The following is a 16394-nucleotide window of genomic DNA, read 5'->3' on the forward strand; positions in this document are numbered from 1 at the left end:
TCGCGTCGAAAGCCTGATACGCTACCGTATCAACGATCGAAGGCGAGAAATCCGGCGGGAAATCCGGTAGGGGCCAGAGCGATGGCGAAGTTCGAACCGAAGAATCCGGACTATCGCGCCGCCGCGGCGGCGCTGTTCGACGGCCAGCCGGCGATGCGCACGCTCGGCATCTCGATCGCGCGGCTTGCGCCCGGCGAGGTCGAGCTTGCGATGGACTATTCGCCCGCCTTCACCCAGCAGAACGGCTTCGTCCACGCCGGCATCATCACCGCCGGGCTCGACAACGCCTGCGGCGTCGCCGCGTTCACGCTGATGCCGCGCGAGGCCGATATCCTGACGGTGGAGTTCAAGACCTCCCTGCTCGCGCCTGCGAAAGGCGAGCGCTTCGTCTTCAAGGCCGAGGTGGTCAAGCCGGGCCGCACGCTCACCTTCTGTGAAGCCAGCGCGTTCGCCGAGCGCGATGGCGCCACGACCCTGGTCGCCACCATGACCGGCACGCTGATGGCGCTCCTGCGCCGCGAGACTGCTGTTCCGCGCGCGCAGGGCATGGCCCCGGCCTGAAGCGCGATGAGATTGCGATGAATCGTCATCGCGCTTCAGATTATTGTTTGAGCATGATCTTTTCGGAAAACCGCTGCGCACTTTTGCGGATCATTCTCTAGGCCCGGCGATTGACAAGCAGGCGGCGGCACCCCTTTGATGCCGTCTGCATGCTCGCGAGTCTCAGCCTCATCCTGCCCTGCCAACTGATCGGCGAAGTCGCCGTGCGCGGCCTCGGTCTGCCGCTGCCGGGCCCGGTGCCGATGCGATGATGCTCTCGGTCATGCAAAGCGTGCTGGGCGTCGCCTCGGGCGCGCTGGTCGGATTTTCGCTGGGCCTGGTCGGCGGCGGTGGATCGGTGCTGGCGGTGCCGCTGATGGTCTACGTGGTCGGCGTGCGGGAGCCGCATGTCGCGATCGGCACCAGTGCGATGGCGGTCGCCGCCAACGCCGCCATCAACCTCTTCAACCATTCCCGCGGCGGTACCGTGATCTGGTCGGTGGCGCTGCTGTTCGCGGCAGCCGGAATCGTCGGCGCCTTCGCCGGGTCCAATCTCGGCAAGATGATCGACGGGCACAGGCTGCTCGCGATGTTTGCGCTGGTGATGCTCGTGATCGCGGCGTTGATGCTGAAGACGCGGGCGCGGAGCGGCATTCCCGACGTCAAGATGGACTGGAGCAATTTTCCCGCGGTCGCGGGCCTCGGCCTTGCGACCGGCACGCTGTCCGGCTTCTTCGGCATCGGCGGCGGCTTCCTGATCGTGCCGGCCCTGATGTTTGCAACCGGCATGCCGATCATGAACGCGGTCTCCTCGTCGCTCGTCGCGGTGACCGCGTTCGGATTGACCACTGCGGCGAGTTACGCCTGGTCGGGATTGGTCGCCTGGGACCTTGCCGCGGTGTTCATCGCGGGCGGTATCGCCGGAGGGCTCGCCGGCACGGCCGCGGCGCGGCACCTGTCGGCGCGACGGGGCGCGCTGAATGTGGTTTTTGCGACTGTTATTGTCGCCGTGGCGCTCTATATGCTGGTGCGTAACATTTCCCTGCCCTGAGTCGTAGAGACGAAAAAGGGCCAAAACGGGACCAGATATGACTTCATTCGAGATGAGTAGCTGCGCGCCGACACGGCGCGCCGCGCTGACGCTGCTGGGCGCTACTGCGGCTCTAGGCGGTATTCGCTCGGCCGGCGCCGCGACCGGCGGCGGCGACGAGGTTCTGACCGAAGCCAAGGTGCTGCGCGATCCCGAGGTGCCGGTCGCCGGCAATCTCGACGGCGACATCACCATCGTCGAATGGTCCGACTATCAATGTCCCTATTGCCGGCGCGTCGAGCCCGAGCTTCGCCAGGTCGTCCAGGACGACGGCAAGGTGCGGCTGGTGCTCAAGGACTGGCCGATCCTCGGCCCGGTCTCCGTGACCGCGGCGCGGATGGCGCTCGCCGCCAAATTCCAGGACAAGTACCATCAGGCCCATGACGCGATGATGGGCGTCAACTCCAAGCTGACCGAACCGCGCATCAACGAATTGCTGGCTGGTGCCGGCGTCGACATGGACCGGCTGAAGCGCGATCTCGCCTCCCATGCCGGAGACATCGACGCCATCCTGAAGCGCAACAACGACCAGGCGACCGCCTTCGGTTTTCGCGGCACGCCGTCCTTCATCGTCGGCAAGTTCCGCGTTCCGGGCGTGCTGACCATGGCCGAGTTCGAGCAGGCCATCGCCGACGCGCGCAAGGCCAAGGCCGGCAACAAGACCTGAACAAGATGAGGGCGCCGTCGCCTTGCGCGACGGCGCCCTCAATGCCCGTTGCGGCAGCGGCGTCCTATCTCGAGGAGATCCGCACCCAGTCCCTGTGCGCGCGATCCTTCAGGGCGTCCCAGTCGGCCTTTGCGACGTCCCAGTTCACGATGGTACGGTTGGCGGCTGCAACCTCGCTGTTCGCGACGGCTGACGTCTGCATGGAGTCGTAGACATAGACGCCCGCCACGAGCAGCAGCGCGCCCAAGATCATTCCGAGAAATGTCTGCATGACGAACCTCCGGTGACCGGCGATAACGTCGAGGTCGAGCGGCGGTTCCCCCTCCTGACGGCTGCTCGCCGAGCGCGCCCAAGGCCGAGATTTTCATGCTTGTAACCCCTTTAGAACAGAGGACAAATCAGATCGAGGCACGCCGGTGGTCGTGGATAAGGCGGAGCTTGTCCACTATAATGGACATGATGAAGGATCACGACTCCAACCATCTGATCGAGCGGCTTGGCCGCAAGTATCTCTGGTGGCGGCCGGTGGATGGGCAACCGTTCTCGGAAGACCGCGTCATTGCGCAGGTCATGAATCTCGCGACGTATGACGATATCCTCCTGTTGGAGACCGCGGTTGGTCGGGCACGCCTGGCAAAGGTCATGCTTCATGCCCAGCCCGGCTGGCTCAACGCTCGTTCCTGGGAGTTCTGGCGTGGACGGCTGTCATTTGCGACTGGCGCGATGATTCCGACCGAAGCGCCGCGAAGGGCGTTCGATGCAGCAACGCCTTGAGCCGAAGTTCTCGGGTTTTCCTGCCGCGCAACGCGAAATCCGGCCTTCGCTGGCCGCGTCGTCAACGATCCCTTGCAGACCTCCGACGGCGTATTGCTTGTCGGATCGCGTCGGCGTGCTGCCTGACCTACAACTGAAGCAGGGGCTCTTGTGAGCTCCCGACGGTTCGGTCGCCGTTCAGCCAGCGCAATATCTCCGCGTTGATCTCGCGCGGATAAGTGTGGCTGAGATCGTCGATCTCGCGGTAGGTGACTTCGGCGCCGGCGGCGGACAGCGCGGCCCGCGTTTGTCGCGCGACCTGCAGCGGAAACATCCAGTCGAGCTTGCCGTGCGTGATGAACACCGGCAGGCACTTGAGCCGCGTGGCGTCGGCCGTCTCCGCCATCAACGGATGGAAGGTCGCCGACACCGGCGCGAGGTGGGTGAACGGCGAGGCGCCGTCGAGCCCCGTGACGTAGCAGAACGTGCCGCCGTCGCTCATGCCGGTCAGCAGCAAGCGGGATGGGTCGATGTTCCAGCGGGTGCGCACGACGTCGAGGATGCGCGCGAGATTGGGCGTGTCGGAATCCTCGCCCATCAGCGCCCAGGTCGGTCCCGTCGCGGTCGGCGCGACCAGGATCGCGCCGAGGCTGCGCGCATCGCGCAGCCAGCTCCATAGAAAACCTCGGCCGTTGCCGCTGCCGCCGTGCAGCGCCATCACCAGCGGCCAGGCGCGGTCCGGCGTGTAGTATTCCGGCACGTAGAGCGAGAAGCCGCCGCGGCTGCCGGGTTCGTTGGCGTCGTGGAAAATGCCGGTGTGTTCGCAGGCGCCGTTCGCGAGCCGCGTCAGCAATTCCTGGTCCTCGCGCACCGCGGCGTCGAGGAAGAAGCTGCTCACCGGCGGAAACTTCCCCGCGAGCGGATAGAGCGCCTCCTGCGCGCGCGGCGCATGCCGGAGCGCGCGGAAAACCGCGACGAGGTCGCCGTTGCCGCGCTGGACCGTGCGCAGGCCGCCATAGGCGGCGAGCGACTCATCGCACGCTCGATCGAGCAGGCTGCGGATGCTCGAAAACTGCGCCGGCCAATCGCCGAGTCGCGAGCGCGCGGCCTGCAGCGCCTCGTCGGGCGTGCCGATCGCCTCCATGACGCGGTCGAATTCCGGCGGGTGCAGGTGGCGCACGACGAAGCCGAGTGCGTCCAGCGAATCCAAGAGCGGCGGCAGCACGGCCACGATGTCGTCCACCACGGCCTCGCTCATCGCCGCTTCCCTGTTCTGTCCAGCGGGGACTCTATCCGATCATCTAGTGAAGTCTCGGCGCCTTCAGCAGTCTTGCGCGGTCCGTCGAGGTCACCGTGACGTCGAAGGTGACGCCTTCATGATGCACGGTCAGCGGCACGTCGACGCCGGCGGAGCCGAGCGACCAGAGCTTGCGGTAGAAGCCGGTCTGGCTCGTCACCTTCTCGCCGTCGACGGCGAGGATGACGTCGCCGGTCTTGAGTTCGGCGCGCGCCGCGGGGCCGTTGGTGGAGATGCCGATCACCACGATACGGTTGTCGATTTCGGTCGAGTACAGCCCGAGCCAGGGCCGCGCCGGCTTGTTGACGCGGCCGAACTTGCGCAGATCGTCGAGCACCGGCTTCAGCAGATCGATCGGCACGATCATGTTGACGTGCTCGGCCTTGCCCTCGCGTTCCCGTTCGAGCTGCAGCGAGCCGATGCCGATCAGTTCGCCGCGCTGGTTGATCAGGCCGGTGCCGCCCCAGTTCGGATGGGCGGGATGGGTGAAGATGGCCTCGTCGAGCAGATATTCCCAATAGCCGGCGAATTCCTGCTTCGCCACGATCCGGCTCGCCACCGATCGCGTCCGTCCGCCGGCGCCGCCCAGCACGACGCGGTCGCCGATCCGGCTCGCCGCGGAGGAACCGATCGGAAGCGGCGCGATATCGAGGCTGCCGAGCGCCTGCACCAGGCCGAAGCCGGTGACGGAATCGAAGCCGAGCGCGTGACCTTCAACCACCAGCCCGTCGGCGCGATGCAGCCACACCGATTCCGCCTCGGTGATGAGATAGCCGATGGTCAGCACCAGCCCGTCGTCGATCACGACGCCGTTGCCGGCGCGCTCGGTCCCCAGCGTCTCCGCGCTGAAGGCGTCCGGCGGGATGATCGAATGCAGTCCGACGATGGAGGACAGAGCGCGGTCGAGATCGAAGCCGTAATCGTTCGTGCGAGGCTGGTGCGCCGGCGGCACTCTCCATTCGGTCAGAGTGGACATGGAGCTCTCCTGGCAGGTTTCTTGGCAAATCTCTCGGCAAGTCTGCTGCATTTCGGCATCGCCCGTCCATGGCCCCTGGGCGAGGAACGACGCGCGAACCAAGTATTAATCTATGCCGCGAACCGCCGACTTGAAAGGCCGCCGGACGTGCGAATTGATGAACTATCGCGTTGCGCGTCGTGCCGCATGGCTGGTGTCACATCGGGTGCTAGGCGGGGTCAAACGAAACTGATAACCATTGCCCTTCGCAGCAACTTCAGGGATGACGGACCGGCGCATGGACAACCGCAGTGATATTTGGCGTGGCATCGACACGATCAAGGCGCGCTTCATCGATTTGAGCGACAAGGTCTGGGGCATGCCGGAGGTGTGCTACACCGAGGCACGATCCGCCGCCGAACATCTCGCCGAGCTGCGTCACCAGGGTTTCCGCGTCACCGAGAATCTCGCCGGAATCCCAACCGCGCTGATGGGCGAATGGGGGCAGGGCGGTCCGGTGATCGCCTTCCTCGGCGAATATGATGCGCTGCCGGGGCTCAGCCAGGAGGCGGGCGTCGCGGAGCATCGCCCGGTCGAGACCGGCGGCCACGGCCATGGCTGCGGCCACAACCTGCTCGGCTCGGCGGCGCTGTTGGCCGCGACCGCCGTGAAGGACTGGCTCGCCGAGCACAAGGTGCCCGGCCGCGTGCGCTATTACGGCTGTCCGGCCGAAGAGGGCGGTGCGGCAAAAGCCTTCATGGTGCGCAGCGGCGCGTTCGAGGATGCCGATATCGCCATCACCTGGCACCCGCACAGCTTCTGGGAAGTGGCGGTGACGCCGTCGCTCGCCAACACGCGCGCCGATTTCATCTTCACCGGGCGCACCTCGCATGCGGCGGCCTCGCCGCATCTCGGCCGCAGCGCGCTCGACGCGGTGGAGTTGATGAATGTCGGCGTCAACTATATGCGCGAGCACATGCCGAGTGACGCCCGCGTGCACTACGCGCTGCTCGACACCGGCGGCATCGCTCCCAACGTGGTGCAGGCCCATGCCCGCGTGCGCTATTCCATCCGCGCCCGCGACCTGCCCGGCATGAACGAACTGGTCGGGCGCGTGCACAAGATCGCGCAGGGCGCCGCGCTGATGACCGAGACGAAGGTGGAGATGAAGATCATTTCCGCGGTTTCCAACATCCTGCCCAATACGCCGCTGGAGCAGGCGCTGCATCGCGTCATGGAAGAGCTCGGCCCGCCGCATTTCGACGATGCGGACGAGGCGTTCGCGACCAGCATCCGCGCCACCCTGAGCGAGAAGGATATTTCGTCCGTCTATTACGCGATCGGCATGGAACCGACGGAGCGGCCGCTGGCCGATTTCCTCGTACCGATCGATGCCAAGCGCAATCCGCTGGTCGGCTCGACCGACGTGGGCGACGTGAGCTGGGTGGTGCCGACCGTGCAGGTCCATGCGCCCACGGTCGCGATCGGCACGCCGTTCCACACCTGGCAGGTCGTGGCGCAGGGCAAGAGTCCGCACGCCCACAAGGCGATGGTGCAGGCGGCCAAGGCCATGGCCGGGCTCGGCATCAGGGCGCTGACCGAGCCGGATCTGATCGCGGCCGCCAAGGCCGACCTGGCGAAGCGGACGGCAAAGACGCCCTATGTCTGCCCGCTGCCGGACCACGTCGCACCGCCGCTGGACATGTCGCTGACCTGAGCATCGGCTCGATATTTCGTCCGACGGGCCGAACAAATCTTCCGCAGTGCAAAGCGGCGGGAGAGGCATTTTGCCGTCGGATTGCCGAGGCGGTGGGCGCGCGGCGCGCGGACTTGTGCCCAGGCGCCAGTCATTAGACCATTTGCATACACACGGTTGTAGTTGACGCGCGCCCCATTCGGTGTGCCATTTACGCCGGCAACATCGGCGGCCGCCTCGCGGCCGTCCGCAAAGTCACGGGAACCAGACAGGGGACAACGATGCTGGACGAAGACCTGCGCACCATGATCGACGACGTGAAGGACGGGCGGATGGACCGCCGCGCCTTCGTGCAACGCATGCTGGCCGTGGGCCTGACCGCGCCGATGGCCACCCAGGTTCTCGCCATCGGCGGTGTGGCCATGGCCCAGAGCCCGTCTCCCTACAAGCCGACCAAGCGCGGCGGGGGAGGCCCGTTGAAGCTGTTGTGGTGGCAGAGCCCGACCCTGCTCAATCCGCATTTCGCCACCGGCACCAAGGACCAGGACGGCTCGCGCATCTTCTACGAGCCGCTCGCGAGCTGGGACGTCGAGGGCAATCTCAACCCGATCCTCGCGGCCGAAATTCCCTCGATCCAGAACGGCGGCCTCACGGCCGACGGCAAGTCGGTGACCTGGAAGCTGAAGCCGGGCGTCAAGTGGCATGACGGCAAGCCCTTCACGGCCGACGACCTCGTGTTCACGTGGGAATACGTCAAGGATCCGGCCACCGCGGCGGTGAGCAGCGCGGTCTACAACGACCTCACCGTGGAGAAGATCGACGACCATACCGTCCGCATCGTGTTCAAGAACCCCACTCCATTCTGGGCCAATGCGTTCGTCGGCGCCTATGGCTGCATCATCCCCAAGCACGTGTTTGCCGACTACAAGGGCGCGAAGTCCCGCGAAGCCCCGGCCAACCTGTCCCCCGTCGGCACGGGCCCGTACAAATTCGTCGAGTTCAAGCCGGGCGATCTCGTTCGCGGCGAGATCTATCCCGACTATCACATGGCCAATCGGCCCTACTTCGACAGCATCGAGATGAAAGGCGGCGGCGATGCCGTCTCGGCTGCGCGCGCCGTGATCCAGACCGGCGAATACGACTATGCCTGGAACATGCAGGTCGAGGACGAGGTGCTGCTGCGCCTCGAGAAGGGCGGCAAGGGCAAGACCGTCTACGCGACGGGCGGCGACATCGAGTTCATCGCGCTCAACAACACCGACCCCAACACCGAGGTCGACGGCGAGCGCTCCAGCATGAAGACGAAGCATCCGCTGCTGTCCGATCCGGCGGTGCGCAAGGCCCTCGCTTTGCTGGTCGACCGCGAGTCCATCAAGAAGTTCATCTACGGACGGGCCGGCCTGACCACGGCCAACTATCTCAATGGTCCCGCGCGCTTCGTCTCCAAGAACACGAGCTGGGAGTTCAACGTCGAGAAGGCCGCCAAGCTGCTCGAGGACGCCGGCTGGAAGGCCGGACCCGACGGCATTCGGGCCAAGGACGGCAACAAGCTGAAGATGCTGTACCAGACCTCGATCAACGGCCCGCGCCAGAAGACCCAGGCGATCGTCAAGCAGGCCTGCCAGAAGGCGGGCATCGATCTCGAGCTGAAGTCGGTCGTCGCATCGGTGTTCTTCTCGTCCGACGTCGCCAACCCCGACACCTATTCCAAGTTCTACGCCGACATCGAGGAGTTCCAGATCCCGATGACCCAGCCGGATCCGGCGCTGCACATGAAGCGCTACATTTCGGAGAGCGTCGCCACCAAGGCGAACAAGTGGCAGGGACCGAACTTCCCGCGCTGGGTCAACAAGGACTATGACAAGGTGATCGCGGAGGCCGAGGTCGAGATCGATCCGGTCAAGCGGGCCGCGCTCTACATCAAGGCCAACGATCTGCTCTGGGAGAACATCGTGTTCATCCCCGTGCTGCATCGCCTGAAGGTGGGGGCGTCGTCGAACACGCTGAAACCGGTTATCAGCGGCTGGGCCAACGACACCGACAATATCCAGGACTGGTACCGCGAGACCTGAGCATCGAGCGCGGTCTGGATATCTCATGAGGCAGTATGTCCTGCGTCGCCTGCTGATCGCGGTGCCGAGCTTGCTCGGCATCTCGCTCGTGCTGTTCACGGTGCTCGCGCTCGCACCGGGCGATCCGTTCTCGGATCTGGCGACCAATCCGAACGTGCCGCCTGAAGTCGGACTCGCGCTTCGAGCCAAGTTCGGCCTCGACGATCCGGTCTATGTCCGCTACCTGCACTGGCTCACCGCCATGTTGCAGGGCGACTGGGGATTTTCCTTCGTCAGCCGGGTGAACGTGGACACCCTCATCCTGCAACGGCTGCCGACCACGCTGTACGTGATCGGCTCCTCGCAGGTGCTCGCGCTCCTCGTCGCGATTCCGGTCGGCGTCTATGCCGCCGCCCGGCCCTATTCGCTGTTCGACCAGCTTGCCAACACGCTCGCCTTCATCGGGTTTTCGCTGCCGACCTTTTTCACCGGCATCCTGTTCATCCTGGTGTTCTCGATCAAGCTGGACTGGCTTCCCCTGGTCTACTCCACCGACGTCAATGCGAGCGGCGTCCGCTGGGTGCTCGAGCAGATCCGCCAGGCCATCATGCCGGTGATGGTGCTCGGCCTGTTCCAGGCGGCCTCGATGACCCGTTTCGTGCGCTCGGCCATGCTGGACGTGATCCGCCTCGACTACGTCACCACGGCGCGCGCCAAGGGCCTGGGCCAGGCCACGGTGCTGGTCAAGCATGTGATGCGCAACGCCATGATCCCGGTCGTGACGCTGATCGCGCTGCAGATACCTGCGGTGTTCGGCGGCGCCATCGTCACCGAGCAGATCTTCCGCATTCCAGGTATCGGCTCGCTCCTGATCTCCTCCATCCTCGCAAACGACACGCCGGTCGTGATGGCCGTGACCTTCGTGTTCGCCTGCCTGGTGGTGCTGTTCAATCTCATCGCGGACGTCCTGTATGGCTGGCTTGACCCTCGCATCTCCCTTCGCTGAGCGGCAGCGCGGCTATTCGCCGTGGCGCGAGGCCTGGCGGCGCTATCGCCGCCACCGGCTCGCGGTGGTCAGCGCCTTCCTGCTGCTCACCCTGATCGCGGCGGTCGTGCTCGGCCCCTTCGTCTGGCGGGTCTCCATCAACGACATCGATTTCGGCTCGACCTTGCAGGGGCCGTCGCTGGCCCACCCGTTCGGCACCGACGATCTAGGCCAGGACCTGCTGGCGCGAATGATCTATGGCGGCCGCATTTCGCTCTCGGTCGGACTCGCCGCCATGACGGTCTCCGTGATCGTCGGCACGCTGGTCGGCGCGCTCGCCGGAATGTCGCGCGGCGCGCTCGGGCACGGATTGATGTGGCTCACCGACCTGTTCCTGTCGCTGCCGCAATTGCCGCTGCTGCTATTGCTGATCTACCTGTTCCGCGACGGGCTCAAATCCGTGCTGGGTCCCGAGGGCGGAATCTTCATCCTTGTCGTGCTGGTCATCGGCGGCCTGCGCTGGATGCCGGTCGCGCGCCTCGTGCGCGCGCAGTTCTTGTCGCTGCGCGAAAAGGAGTTCGTCGAGGCGGCGCGCGCCCTCGGCGCGAGCCCGGTGCGGCAGGTGGTGCGCCACATCCTGCCGAATGCGGTCGGCCCGGTGATCATCGCCGGCACCATCGACGTCGCCGCCGCGATCATCGCGGAATCGACGCTGTCCTTCCTCGGCCTCGGCTTTCCGCCGGACACTCCGACCTGGGGACGGCTGTTGTTCGACGCCAAGGACTTTCTCGACATCGGCCCGCACTGGGCGCTGTTCCCGGGCGGCGCGATCTTCATCGCGGTGGTCGCCATCAACTTCATCGGCGACGGCCTGCGCGACGCGCTCGACGCGCGACGGGTGATCTGATGGCGCCGCTGCTCGAGATCAAGGGCCTCAAGACCCATTTCGCGACCGACGACGGCATCCTGCAGGCCGTCGATGGCGTCGACATCACCATCAACAAGGGCGAGACGCTGTGCGTGGTCGGCGAGTCCGGCTGCGGCAAGACCGTCACCGCGATGTCGATCCTGAAGCTGATCGCGATGCCGCCGGGCCGCATCGTGGCCGGAGAGATCAATTTCGAGGGCCGCGACCTCGTGCCGCTGACCAGCGATGAACTCGACGACATCCGCGCCAGGGAGATCGGCTTCATCTTCCAGGAGCCGATGACCTCGCTCAATCCGGTGCTGACCATCGGCGAGCAGATCGCCGAGAGCCTGCGCCGCCACGAGGCCCTGACCCGGAAGCAGGCGCTCGATCGGACCATAGACATGCTGAAGCTGGTCCAGATCCCCAACGCGGAAGGCCGCGTGCACCACTATCCGCACCAGTTCTCCGGCGGCATGCGCCAGCGCGTCATGATCGCGATGGCGCTCGCCTGCAAGCCGAAGCTCGTGATCGCGGACGAGCCGACGACCGCGCTCGACGTCACCATCCAGGCGCAGATCCTCGACCTGCTGCAGGACATGAAGGAGCGTTTCGGCATGGCGGTGATGCTGATCACCCATGCCATGGGCGTGGTGGCCGAGACCGCGCAGCGCGTGGTGGTGATGTATGCCGGCAAGGTGGTCGAGGAGGCCTTGGTCGACGATCTCTTCGGCGATCCGCGCCATCCCTATACCCAGGGCCTGATCCGCTCGATCCCGCGCATCGATCTCGACAGCGAGCACAAGACACGGCTGGAAGCGATCGGCGGCACGGTGCCGATCCTGATCAATCCGGCACCGGGCTGCCGTTTTGCGCCACGTTGTCGTCTTGCCATGGCCGTTTGCACCGAGCAGGAGCCTGTGCTGCGCGAGGTTGCGCCCGGCCATCGCATGGCCTGTCATCTCGCAGATGCGCCGGGAGACCGGTCATGAGCGAACCCCTGCTGCGCGTCTCCGGCCTGAAGAAGCATTTTCCGGTGCTCGGCGGCCTGTTGTCGCGCCAGGTCGGCAGCGTCTATGCGGTCGACGGCGTGTCGTTCGCGGTCGATCGCGGCGAGACGCTCGGGCTGGTCGGTGAATCCGGCTGCGGCAAGTCCACCACCGGCCGCTGCGTGCTGCGCCTGATCGAACCGACCGAGGGCGAGGTCCGTTTCGATGGCCAGGACGTGCGCAAGCTCGGCGGCGACGATTTGCGCGCGATGCGGCGCAACATGCAGCTCGTCTTCCAGGACCCCTTCGCCTCGCTCAACCCGCGCATGACGGTCGGCGCCATCCTCGGCGAGGCCTTCACCATCCACAAGCTCGCAGCCTCCGCGGCCGAGCGCGAGGAGCGGGTGGCGAGCCTGCTGGTGAAGGTCGGCCTCAAGGCCGAGCACATGCGCCGCTACCCGCACGAATTTTCCGGCGGCCAGCGCCAGCGCATCGTCATCGCCCGCGCGCTCGCGGTCGAGCCGAAGCTGATCGTCTGCGACGAGCCGGTCTCCGCGCTCGACGTCTCGATCCAGGCGCAGGTCATCAACCTGCTCGAGGACCTGCAGGCGGAGCTGAACCTCACCTACCTCTTCGTCGCGCACGATCTCTCGGTGGTCGAGCACATCTCCGACCGCGTCGCGGTGATGTATCTTGGCCGTATCGTCGAGCTTGCGAAGGCGAGCGACCTCTACCGCAATCCGCAGCATCCCTACACCAAGGCGTTGCTCTCGGCCGTGCCGGTGCCCGACCCCAAGCTGAAGCGCAGCCGCATCCGCCTGAAGGGCGACGTGCCGAGCCCGATGAAGCCGCCGACGGGCTGCCACTTCCACACCCGCTGCCCGATCGCCGAGCCCCGTTGCGCCGAGAGCGCGCCGGAGCTGAGGGAGAGCGCTGGCGGACATTCGGTGGCGTGTCACTTGGTGTGACGTCTTGCTCGGAATCATTCGCAGTCGGCGCGAGGGGAGCGCACACAATTCGTCACCGCAGAAGGCGGCCTCAGCGTTCCAGCGTGAAGCCGACGCGCAGCGTCACCTGGTAGTGGCGCACCGAACCGCCCTCGATATGGCCGCGCGTCTGCACGATCTCGAACCACTTCATCTCGCGAATGGTCTTGGCGGCACGGCTGACGGCGTTCTGGATCGCGTCCTCGATCGACTTTTCGGACGATCCAACGAGTTCCAGGATCTTGTAGACGTGATCCTTCTCGGTCGTGGGCATGACGATCTCCCTTGATGGCGCGTAGCGGCGCAGGACGTTTCCTCCGCCCGAAGAGCTTACGCTCCGCCGGTACGGTCTCCAATCCGAACGAGCGGCGGTGCCCCGGGGTTCCGCGCAGCCCGCATGCGCGGGGAGAGGTGGAGCGGTCGTCGACGGCCTGCTAAGCGCATGTCCCATGGATTCGGCGCGGCGCGACAGATCGATCGGCTTCCTCTGCCTGGGCGTGACCGCGTTCGGCTGGGCGCTGAACTGGCCCCTGATGAAGATCCTGCTGCTGCAATGGCCGCCGCTGTTCGCCCGCGGTCTGGCCGGAACCTGTGCCTCGCTCATCCTGGCTGCGCTGGCGCTGAGCCGGGGGCAATCGCTCGGCGTGCCGCGCGAGGCGATCCCGCGGCTCCTCTTCGCCACCTTCACGAACGTATTCGCCTGGATGGGTTTTGGCACCATGGCGATGAAGTTCGTCACGGTGGGCGAGGGCGCGCTGATCGCCTACACCATGCCGATCTGGGCGATGCTGTTCGCTTGGCCCTTCCTGCATGTACGGCCGACGATCCGCGACATCCTGGCGCTGGTGCTGGGCTTCGTGGGCGTCGCCCTGCTGCTGAGCGGCAACGGCTATGCGTTCAGCGCGGGAAAACTGTTCGGCATCGCGCTGGCGCTGTCCTGCGCCATCCTGTTCGCGCTCGGCAACACGGTCAACCGCAAGCCGCTGCCGATGCCGCCGCTGGTCGTGGTGGCCTGGCAGGTCGGTCTCGGGTGCCTCGCGATGCTGCTCCTCGGCGTTGCCTTCGAGCAGCCCGACACCACGGCGATCACGCCGCTCGGCCTCGGCTGCTTCGTCTACATGACCTTGATGCCGATGGGCGTCTGCTACATCACCTGGTTCGAGACGCTGCGCCGGCTGCCGCCGATTTCGGCTTCGACGGGGATGCTGCTGGTTCCCGTGATCGGCGTGGTTTCGGCGGCGATCATCCTCGGCGAGCCCTTGGGTCTGCGCGAGATCGGAGCGATGGTGCTGACGCTCGGCGGCGTCACGCTGGCGCTGCAGAAGGCCTGAGCTGTCTCGCGTCGCGCAGCAGGATCTTGAGCAGCAGCGCGAGCAGCGCCATCATCGCGAGGCCGGCGACGGCAGGCGCCGAAGACCCGAACCGTGTGGTCGACTGCAGAAGTCCGTAGGCACCCGCGACCAGGATGAGCCCGTAGGCGGTGCCGCGCTCGCGTGGGCTCGCGATCCCCGCCAGATCCGGCAGCAGCAGAACGAGGCCGACGCCGACCATCGGCAGGTCGTAATCATAGGCATAGGGGCTGATCATCACCGAGATCATCGCGGTGACGCCGAGTGCGGCCGCCGGCGATGGTCCACGCACCACTGCCAGCACGACGGTGAGCAGCGCGAGCATCGCGACGATCGCCTGGGCCCATATCGCGCCCGCGGCGGGGACGCCCGCCATGTAGAACGCCGCATAGGTCGAGATCATGCGGAAAAGCTGGTAGGATCCGCGGTCGAGGAAATCAGCGGATTCCTTGATGGAGCCGAGCAGCGCCGTCCAGATTGCCGGCCCGAACGTCAGCGTGCAGATCGCAGAACTCGTCAGCACCACCGCGGCGGAGGCCGCGACCGCGGTCCAGCGGCGCGTCGCCAGCAGATAGACGGAAGCGGCAATCGCCAGGTGCGGCTTGATGACCATCGCGCCGAGCGCGAGACCCGCGAGCAGCTGGCTTGATGTCTCGCGCCTCTGTGCGTTGAGGCAGAACAGCCCGATCAGCGCGCCCGTGAGAAACCCGTTTTGCCCGCAGCCGATCGTGATCGCGAGCGCGGGGAACACGACGACCAGGACATGGGCAAATCGGTCGCCGGCAATCGCACGCAGCGTCGCGAGATAGAGGGCGAGCGTTGCGGCGGTGAAGGAGAGATAGGCGCCCCACAGCGGCAGGTACGCGAGCGGGGCGAGCAAGAGGTCGAACTGCGGCGGGTAGGTCCAGGGCATCGCACCGGTCGCACCGCCGGCCGCGGCCTCCTGCAGCTTCGTGAAGCTCGCAAACCGGTAGACCTGGTCGAGATCGCCGAGCCACACCTGCCTGGCGACGATGTGGAAGGCATCGAAATCCGCGAGCGAGCGGCTGTCCCAGAGCCCCCAGCGCGCGAACCACAGCGTCTTGAGGGCGATGATCGCCGCCAGTGCAGCAAGCGCGAAACGCACATAGGCCGTCCGCTTCGCGGGCTGCGACCGGATCTGCTCCAGCGTTTCGGCAAGCATGCGGTGACGCCCCGGGTCAATCGGGACAGATTGCCGCCTGAGCCTTAAGGGACGGTAACGAACGGGAAAGGATTTTGCGGCCCTGAGTGCCGTTGTTGCGCCGACAGGGTGCCTCTACGGATCCAGTTCCGTATCCCAGTAGAGATAGTCAAGCCAGCTGTCGTGCAGGTAGTTCGGCGGGAACAGCCGGCCGTTGCGGTGCAGCTGGTGCACGGTCGGTGCGAACGGCGTCTGCCGCGGAAACATCTTTGCCTGCTGCGGCGACAAATTGCCCTTGCGCAGATTGCAGGGCGAGCAGGCCGCGACCACATTCTCCCACGTCGTCTGGCCGCCCTTGCTGCGCGGAACGATGTGATCGAAGGTCAGGTCCTCGGGCGAGCCGCAGTACTGGCAGTTGAAGCGGTCGCGGAGGAAGACGTTGAAGCGGGTGAAGGCGGGGTGGGTGGTCGGCTTGACGAAGGATTTGAGCGAGACCACGCTCGGCAGCTGCATCTCGAAGGAGGGGCTGTGCACCGCCCGGTCGTAATGGGCGACGATGTTCACGCGGTCGAGAAACACCGCCTTGATCGCGTCCTGCCAGGACCAAAGCGACAGCGGATAGTAACTCAGCGGCCGGAAGTCCGCGTTCAACACCAACACCGGCCAACTGCCTTGCGAGACATGCGCGTTCAAGTAACGCTCCCGGCCTCCACTTTCGCTGCGAAGCAGCATGTATTGACATACTACATGGAGCGTGACGGGATTGTGAAGAGCGTTGAGCGACTTATTCCCGGCAGGCGCCGGCACGAAAAGCGCTGAAAATCGCCGTTATTTGGGAGAAGGCATGCGAACATGGCTCGCCATGTTGCTCGCGGCCGTGTTGGCTGCGGCATCGATTCGGCCGGTCGCGGCCGAAGACTATCCGAGCCGCGCCATCACGGTGATCGTGCCGTTTCCGGCGGGCGGC

At 65.8% G+C, this 16394-nt stretch carries 17 protein-coding genes and 1 pseudogene; 12 read left to right on the top strand and 6 right to left on the bottom strand.

The features are described from left to right. Positions 1 to 81 precede the first annotated feature (81 nt). From KGM94_RS14945 to KGM94_RS14960, 4 genes and pseudogenes are all read left to right on the top strand, one after another. Positions 82 to 561, top strand: a complete 480-nt coding sequence (locus KGM94_RS14945) for a PaaI family thioesterase (protein ID WP_300260335.1) — start codon at positions 82 to 84, stop codon at positions 559 to 561. A 149-nt stretch (positions 562 to 710) separates the two neighbouring features. Continuing rightward, positions 711 to 800, top strand: a pseudogene (locus KGM94_RS14950) (CidA/LrgA family protein); the annotation flags it as partial. A gap of 11 nt (positions 801 to 811) precedes the next feature. Next, entirely contained in the window at positions 812 to 1591 is a 780-nt protein-coding gene (locus tag KGM94_RS14955) for a sulfite exporter TauE/SafE family protein (protein WP_300260393.1), read from the top strand. Between the two features lie 37 nt (positions 1592 to 1628). Next, positions 1629 to 2297, top strand: a complete 669-nt coding sequence (locus KGM94_RS14960; protein ID WP_300260338.1) for a DsbA family protein — start codon at positions 1629 to 1631, stop codon at positions 2295 to 2297. A gap of 64 nt (positions 2298 to 2361) precedes the next feature. Here the strand turns inward: KGM94_RS14960 and KGM94_RS14965 are convergent, their stop codons facing one another. Beyond that, positions 2362 to 2568 (bottom strand): hypothetical protein, encoded by a 207-nt coding sequence (locus KGM94_RS14965; RefSeq protein WP_300260343.1) that lies wholly within the window; start codon positions 2566 to 2568, stop codon positions 2362 to 2364. A 179-nt stretch (positions 2569 to 2747) separates the two neighbouring features. On the opposite strand from KGM94_RS14965, the gene KGM94_RS14970 reads away from it, so the two are divergent. Continuing rightward, the gene (locus KGM94_RS14970; protein WP_300260346.1) at positions 2748 to 3071 is read left to right on the top strand and encodes a hypothetical protein; all 324 of its coding nucleotides are present in this window, start codon (positions 2748 to 2750) and stop codon (positions 3069 to 3071) included. A gap of 127 nt (positions 3072 to 3198) precedes the next feature. Here KGM94_RS14970 and KGM94_RS14975 read toward each other — a convergent pair whose 3' ends face one another. Beyond that, positions 3199 to 4308: a phospholipase gene (locus KGM94_RS14975; protein ID WP_300260349.1), complete on the bottom strand. Its 1110-nt coding sequence runs from the start codon at positions 4306 to 4308 to the stop codon at positions 3199 to 3201. Positions 4309 to 4351: 43 nt separating this feature from the next. Further along, positions 4352 to 5323, bottom strand: a complete 972-nt coding sequence (locus KGM94_RS14980) for a S1C family serine protease (RefSeq protein WP_300260351.1) — start codon at positions 5321 to 5323, stop codon at positions 4352 to 4354. Between the two features lie 277 nt (positions 5324 to 5600). On the opposite strand from KGM94_RS14980, the gene KGM94_RS14985 reads away from it, so the two are divergent. From KGM94_RS14985 to KGM94_RS15010, 6 genes are all read left to right on the top strand, one after another. Further along, the gene (locus KGM94_RS14985) at positions 5601 to 7019 is read left to right on the top strand and encodes a M20 family metallopeptidase (protein ID WP_300260354.1); all 1419 of its coding nucleotides are present in this window, start codon (positions 5601 to 5603) and stop codon (positions 7017 to 7019) included. 260 nt (positions 7020 to 7279) lie between these two features. Next, positions 7280 to 9070, top strand: a complete 1791-nt coding sequence (locus KGM94_RS14990; RefSeq protein ID WP_300260357.1) for a peptide ABC transporter substrate-binding protein — start codon at positions 7280 to 7282, stop codon at positions 9068 to 9070. Positions 9071 to 9095: 25 nt separating this feature from the next. After that, complete coding sequence (locus KGM94_RS14995) at positions 9096 to 10055, top strand: ABC transporter permease (protein WP_300260361.1); 960 nt, start codon at positions 9096 to 9098, stop codon at positions 10053 to 10055. Further along, entirely contained in the window at positions 10021 to 10941 is a 921-nt protein-coding gene (locus tag KGM94_RS15000) for an ABC transporter permease (protein ID WP_300260365.1), read from the top strand. The genes KGM94_RS14995 and KGM94_RS15000 overlap by 35 nt, the downstream gene beginning before the upstream one ends. Beyond that, complete coding sequence (locus tag KGM94_RS15005; protein WP_300260368.1) at positions 10941 to 11933, top strand: ABC transporter ATP-binding protein; 993 nt, start codon at positions 10941 to 10943, stop codon at positions 11931 to 11933. Before KGM94_RS15000 ends, KGM94_RS15005 begins: the two co-directional genes overlap by 1 nt. Further along, positions 11930 to 12898, top strand: a complete 969-nt coding sequence (locus tag KGM94_RS15010) for a dipeptide ABC transporter ATP-binding protein (RefSeq protein WP_300260373.1) — start codon at positions 11930 to 11932, stop codon at positions 12896 to 12898. Before KGM94_RS15005 ends, KGM94_RS15010 begins: the two co-directional genes overlap by 4 nt. Positions 12899 to 12968: 70 nt before the next feature. On the opposite strand, the gene KGM94_RS15015 is transcribed toward KGM94_RS15010, so the two are convergent. Continuing rightward, entirely contained in the window at positions 12969 to 13190 is a 222-nt protein-coding gene (locus tag KGM94_RS15015) for a dodecin (protein ID WP_300260377.1), read from the bottom strand. Between the two features lie 175 nt (positions 13191 to 13365). Between KGM94_RS15015 and KGM94_RS15020 the strand changes: the two genes are divergently transcribed. Further along, positions 13366 to 14247, top strand: a complete 882-nt coding sequence (locus tag KGM94_RS15020; protein ID WP_300260382.1) for a DMT family transporter — start codon at positions 13366 to 13368, stop codon at positions 14245 to 14247. Here the strand turns inward: KGM94_RS15020 and KGM94_RS15025 are convergent. After that, the gene (locus tag KGM94_RS15025; RefSeq protein WP_300260385.1) at positions 14222 to 15448 is read right to left on the bottom strand and encodes a glycosyltransferase family 87 protein; all 1227 of its coding nucleotides are present in this window, start codon (positions 15446 to 15448) and stop codon (positions 14222 to 14224) included. The genes KGM94_RS15020 and KGM94_RS15025 overlap by 26 nt on opposite strands. 114 nt (positions 15449 to 15562) lie before the next feature. After that, the gene (locus KGM94_RS15030) at positions 15563 to 16120 is read right to left on the bottom strand and encodes an HNH endonuclease (protein WP_140980529.1); all 558 of its coding nucleotides are present in this window, start codon (positions 16118 to 16120) and stop codon (positions 15563 to 15565) included. Positions 16121 to 16394 lie beyond the last annotated feature (274 nt).

Source organism: Bradyrhizobium sp., assembly GCF_028868675.1.
GTDB lineage: Bacteria > Pseudomonadota > Alphaproteobacteria > Rhizobiales > Xanthobacteraceae > Bradyrhizobium.

Excerpts from the sequence above, each read along its gene's own strand:
- KGM94_RS15010 (WP_300260373.1), top strand. The coding sequence starts at position 11,930 with ATGAGCGAACCCCTGCTGCGCGTCTCCGGCCTGAAGAAGCATTTTCCG.
- KGM94_RS14955 (WP_300260393.1), top strand. The coding sequence starts at position 812 with ATGCTCTCGGTCATGCAAAGCGTGCTGGGCGTCGCCTCGGGCGCGCTG.
- KGM94_RS14975 (WP_300260349.1), bottom strand. The coding sequence starts at position 4,308 with ATGAGCGAGGCCGTGGTGGACGACATCGTGGCCGTGCTGCCGCCGCTC.
- KGM94_RS14980 (WP_300260351.1), bottom strand. The coding sequence starts at position 5,323 with ATGTCCACTCTGACCGAATGGAGAGTGCCGCCGGCGCACCAGCCTCGC.
- KGM94_RS14985 (WP_300260354.1), top strand. The coding sequence starts at position 5,601 with ATGGACAACCGCAGTGATATTTGGCGTGGCATCGACACGATCAAGGCG.
- KGM94_RS14965 (WP_300260343.1), bottom strand. The coding sequence starts at position 2,568 with ATGCAGACATTTCTCGGAATGATCTTGGGCGCGCTGCTGCTCGTGGCG.
- KGM94_RS14990 (WP_300260357.1), top strand. The coding sequence starts at position 7,280 with ATGCTGGACGAAGACCTGCGCACCATGATCGACGACGTGAAGGACGGG.
- KGM94_RS15020 (WP_300260382.1), top strand. The coding sequence starts at position 13,366 with ATGGATTCGGCGCGGCGCGACAGATCGATCGGCTTCCTCTGCCTGGGC.
- KGM94_RS14970 (WP_300260346.1), top strand. The coding sequence starts at position 2,748 with ATGGACATGATGAAGGATCACGACTCCAACCATCTGATCGAGCGGCTT.
- KGM94_RS15005 (WP_300260368.1), top strand. The coding sequence starts at position 10,941 with ATGGCGCCGCTGCTCGAGATCAAGGGCCTCAAGACCCATTTCGCGACC.
- KGM94_RS15025 (WP_300260385.1), bottom strand. The coding sequence starts at position 15,448 with ATGCTTGCCGAAACGCTGGAGCAGATCCGGTCGCAGCCCGCGAAGCGG.
- KGM94_RS14945 (WP_300260335.1), top strand. The coding sequence starts at position 82 with ATGGCGAAGTTCGAACCGAAGAATCCGGACTATCGCGCCGCCGCGGCG.
- KGM94_RS15015 (WP_300260377.1), bottom strand. The coding sequence starts at position 13,190 with ATGCCCACGACCGAGAAGGATCACGTCTACAAGATCCTGGAACTCGTT.
- KGM94_RS14960 (WP_300260338.1), top strand. The coding sequence starts at position 1,629 with ATGACTTCATTCGAGATGAGTAGCTGCGCGCCGACACGGCGCGCCGCG.
- KGM94_RS14995 (WP_300260361.1), top strand. The coding sequence starts at position 9,096 with ATGAGGCAGTATGTCCTGCGTCGCCTGCTGATCGCGGTGCCGAGCTTG.
- KGM94_RS15000 (WP_300260365.1), top strand. The coding sequence starts at position 10,021 with ATGGCTGGCTTGACCCTCGCATCTCCCTTCGCTGAGCGGCAGCGCGGC.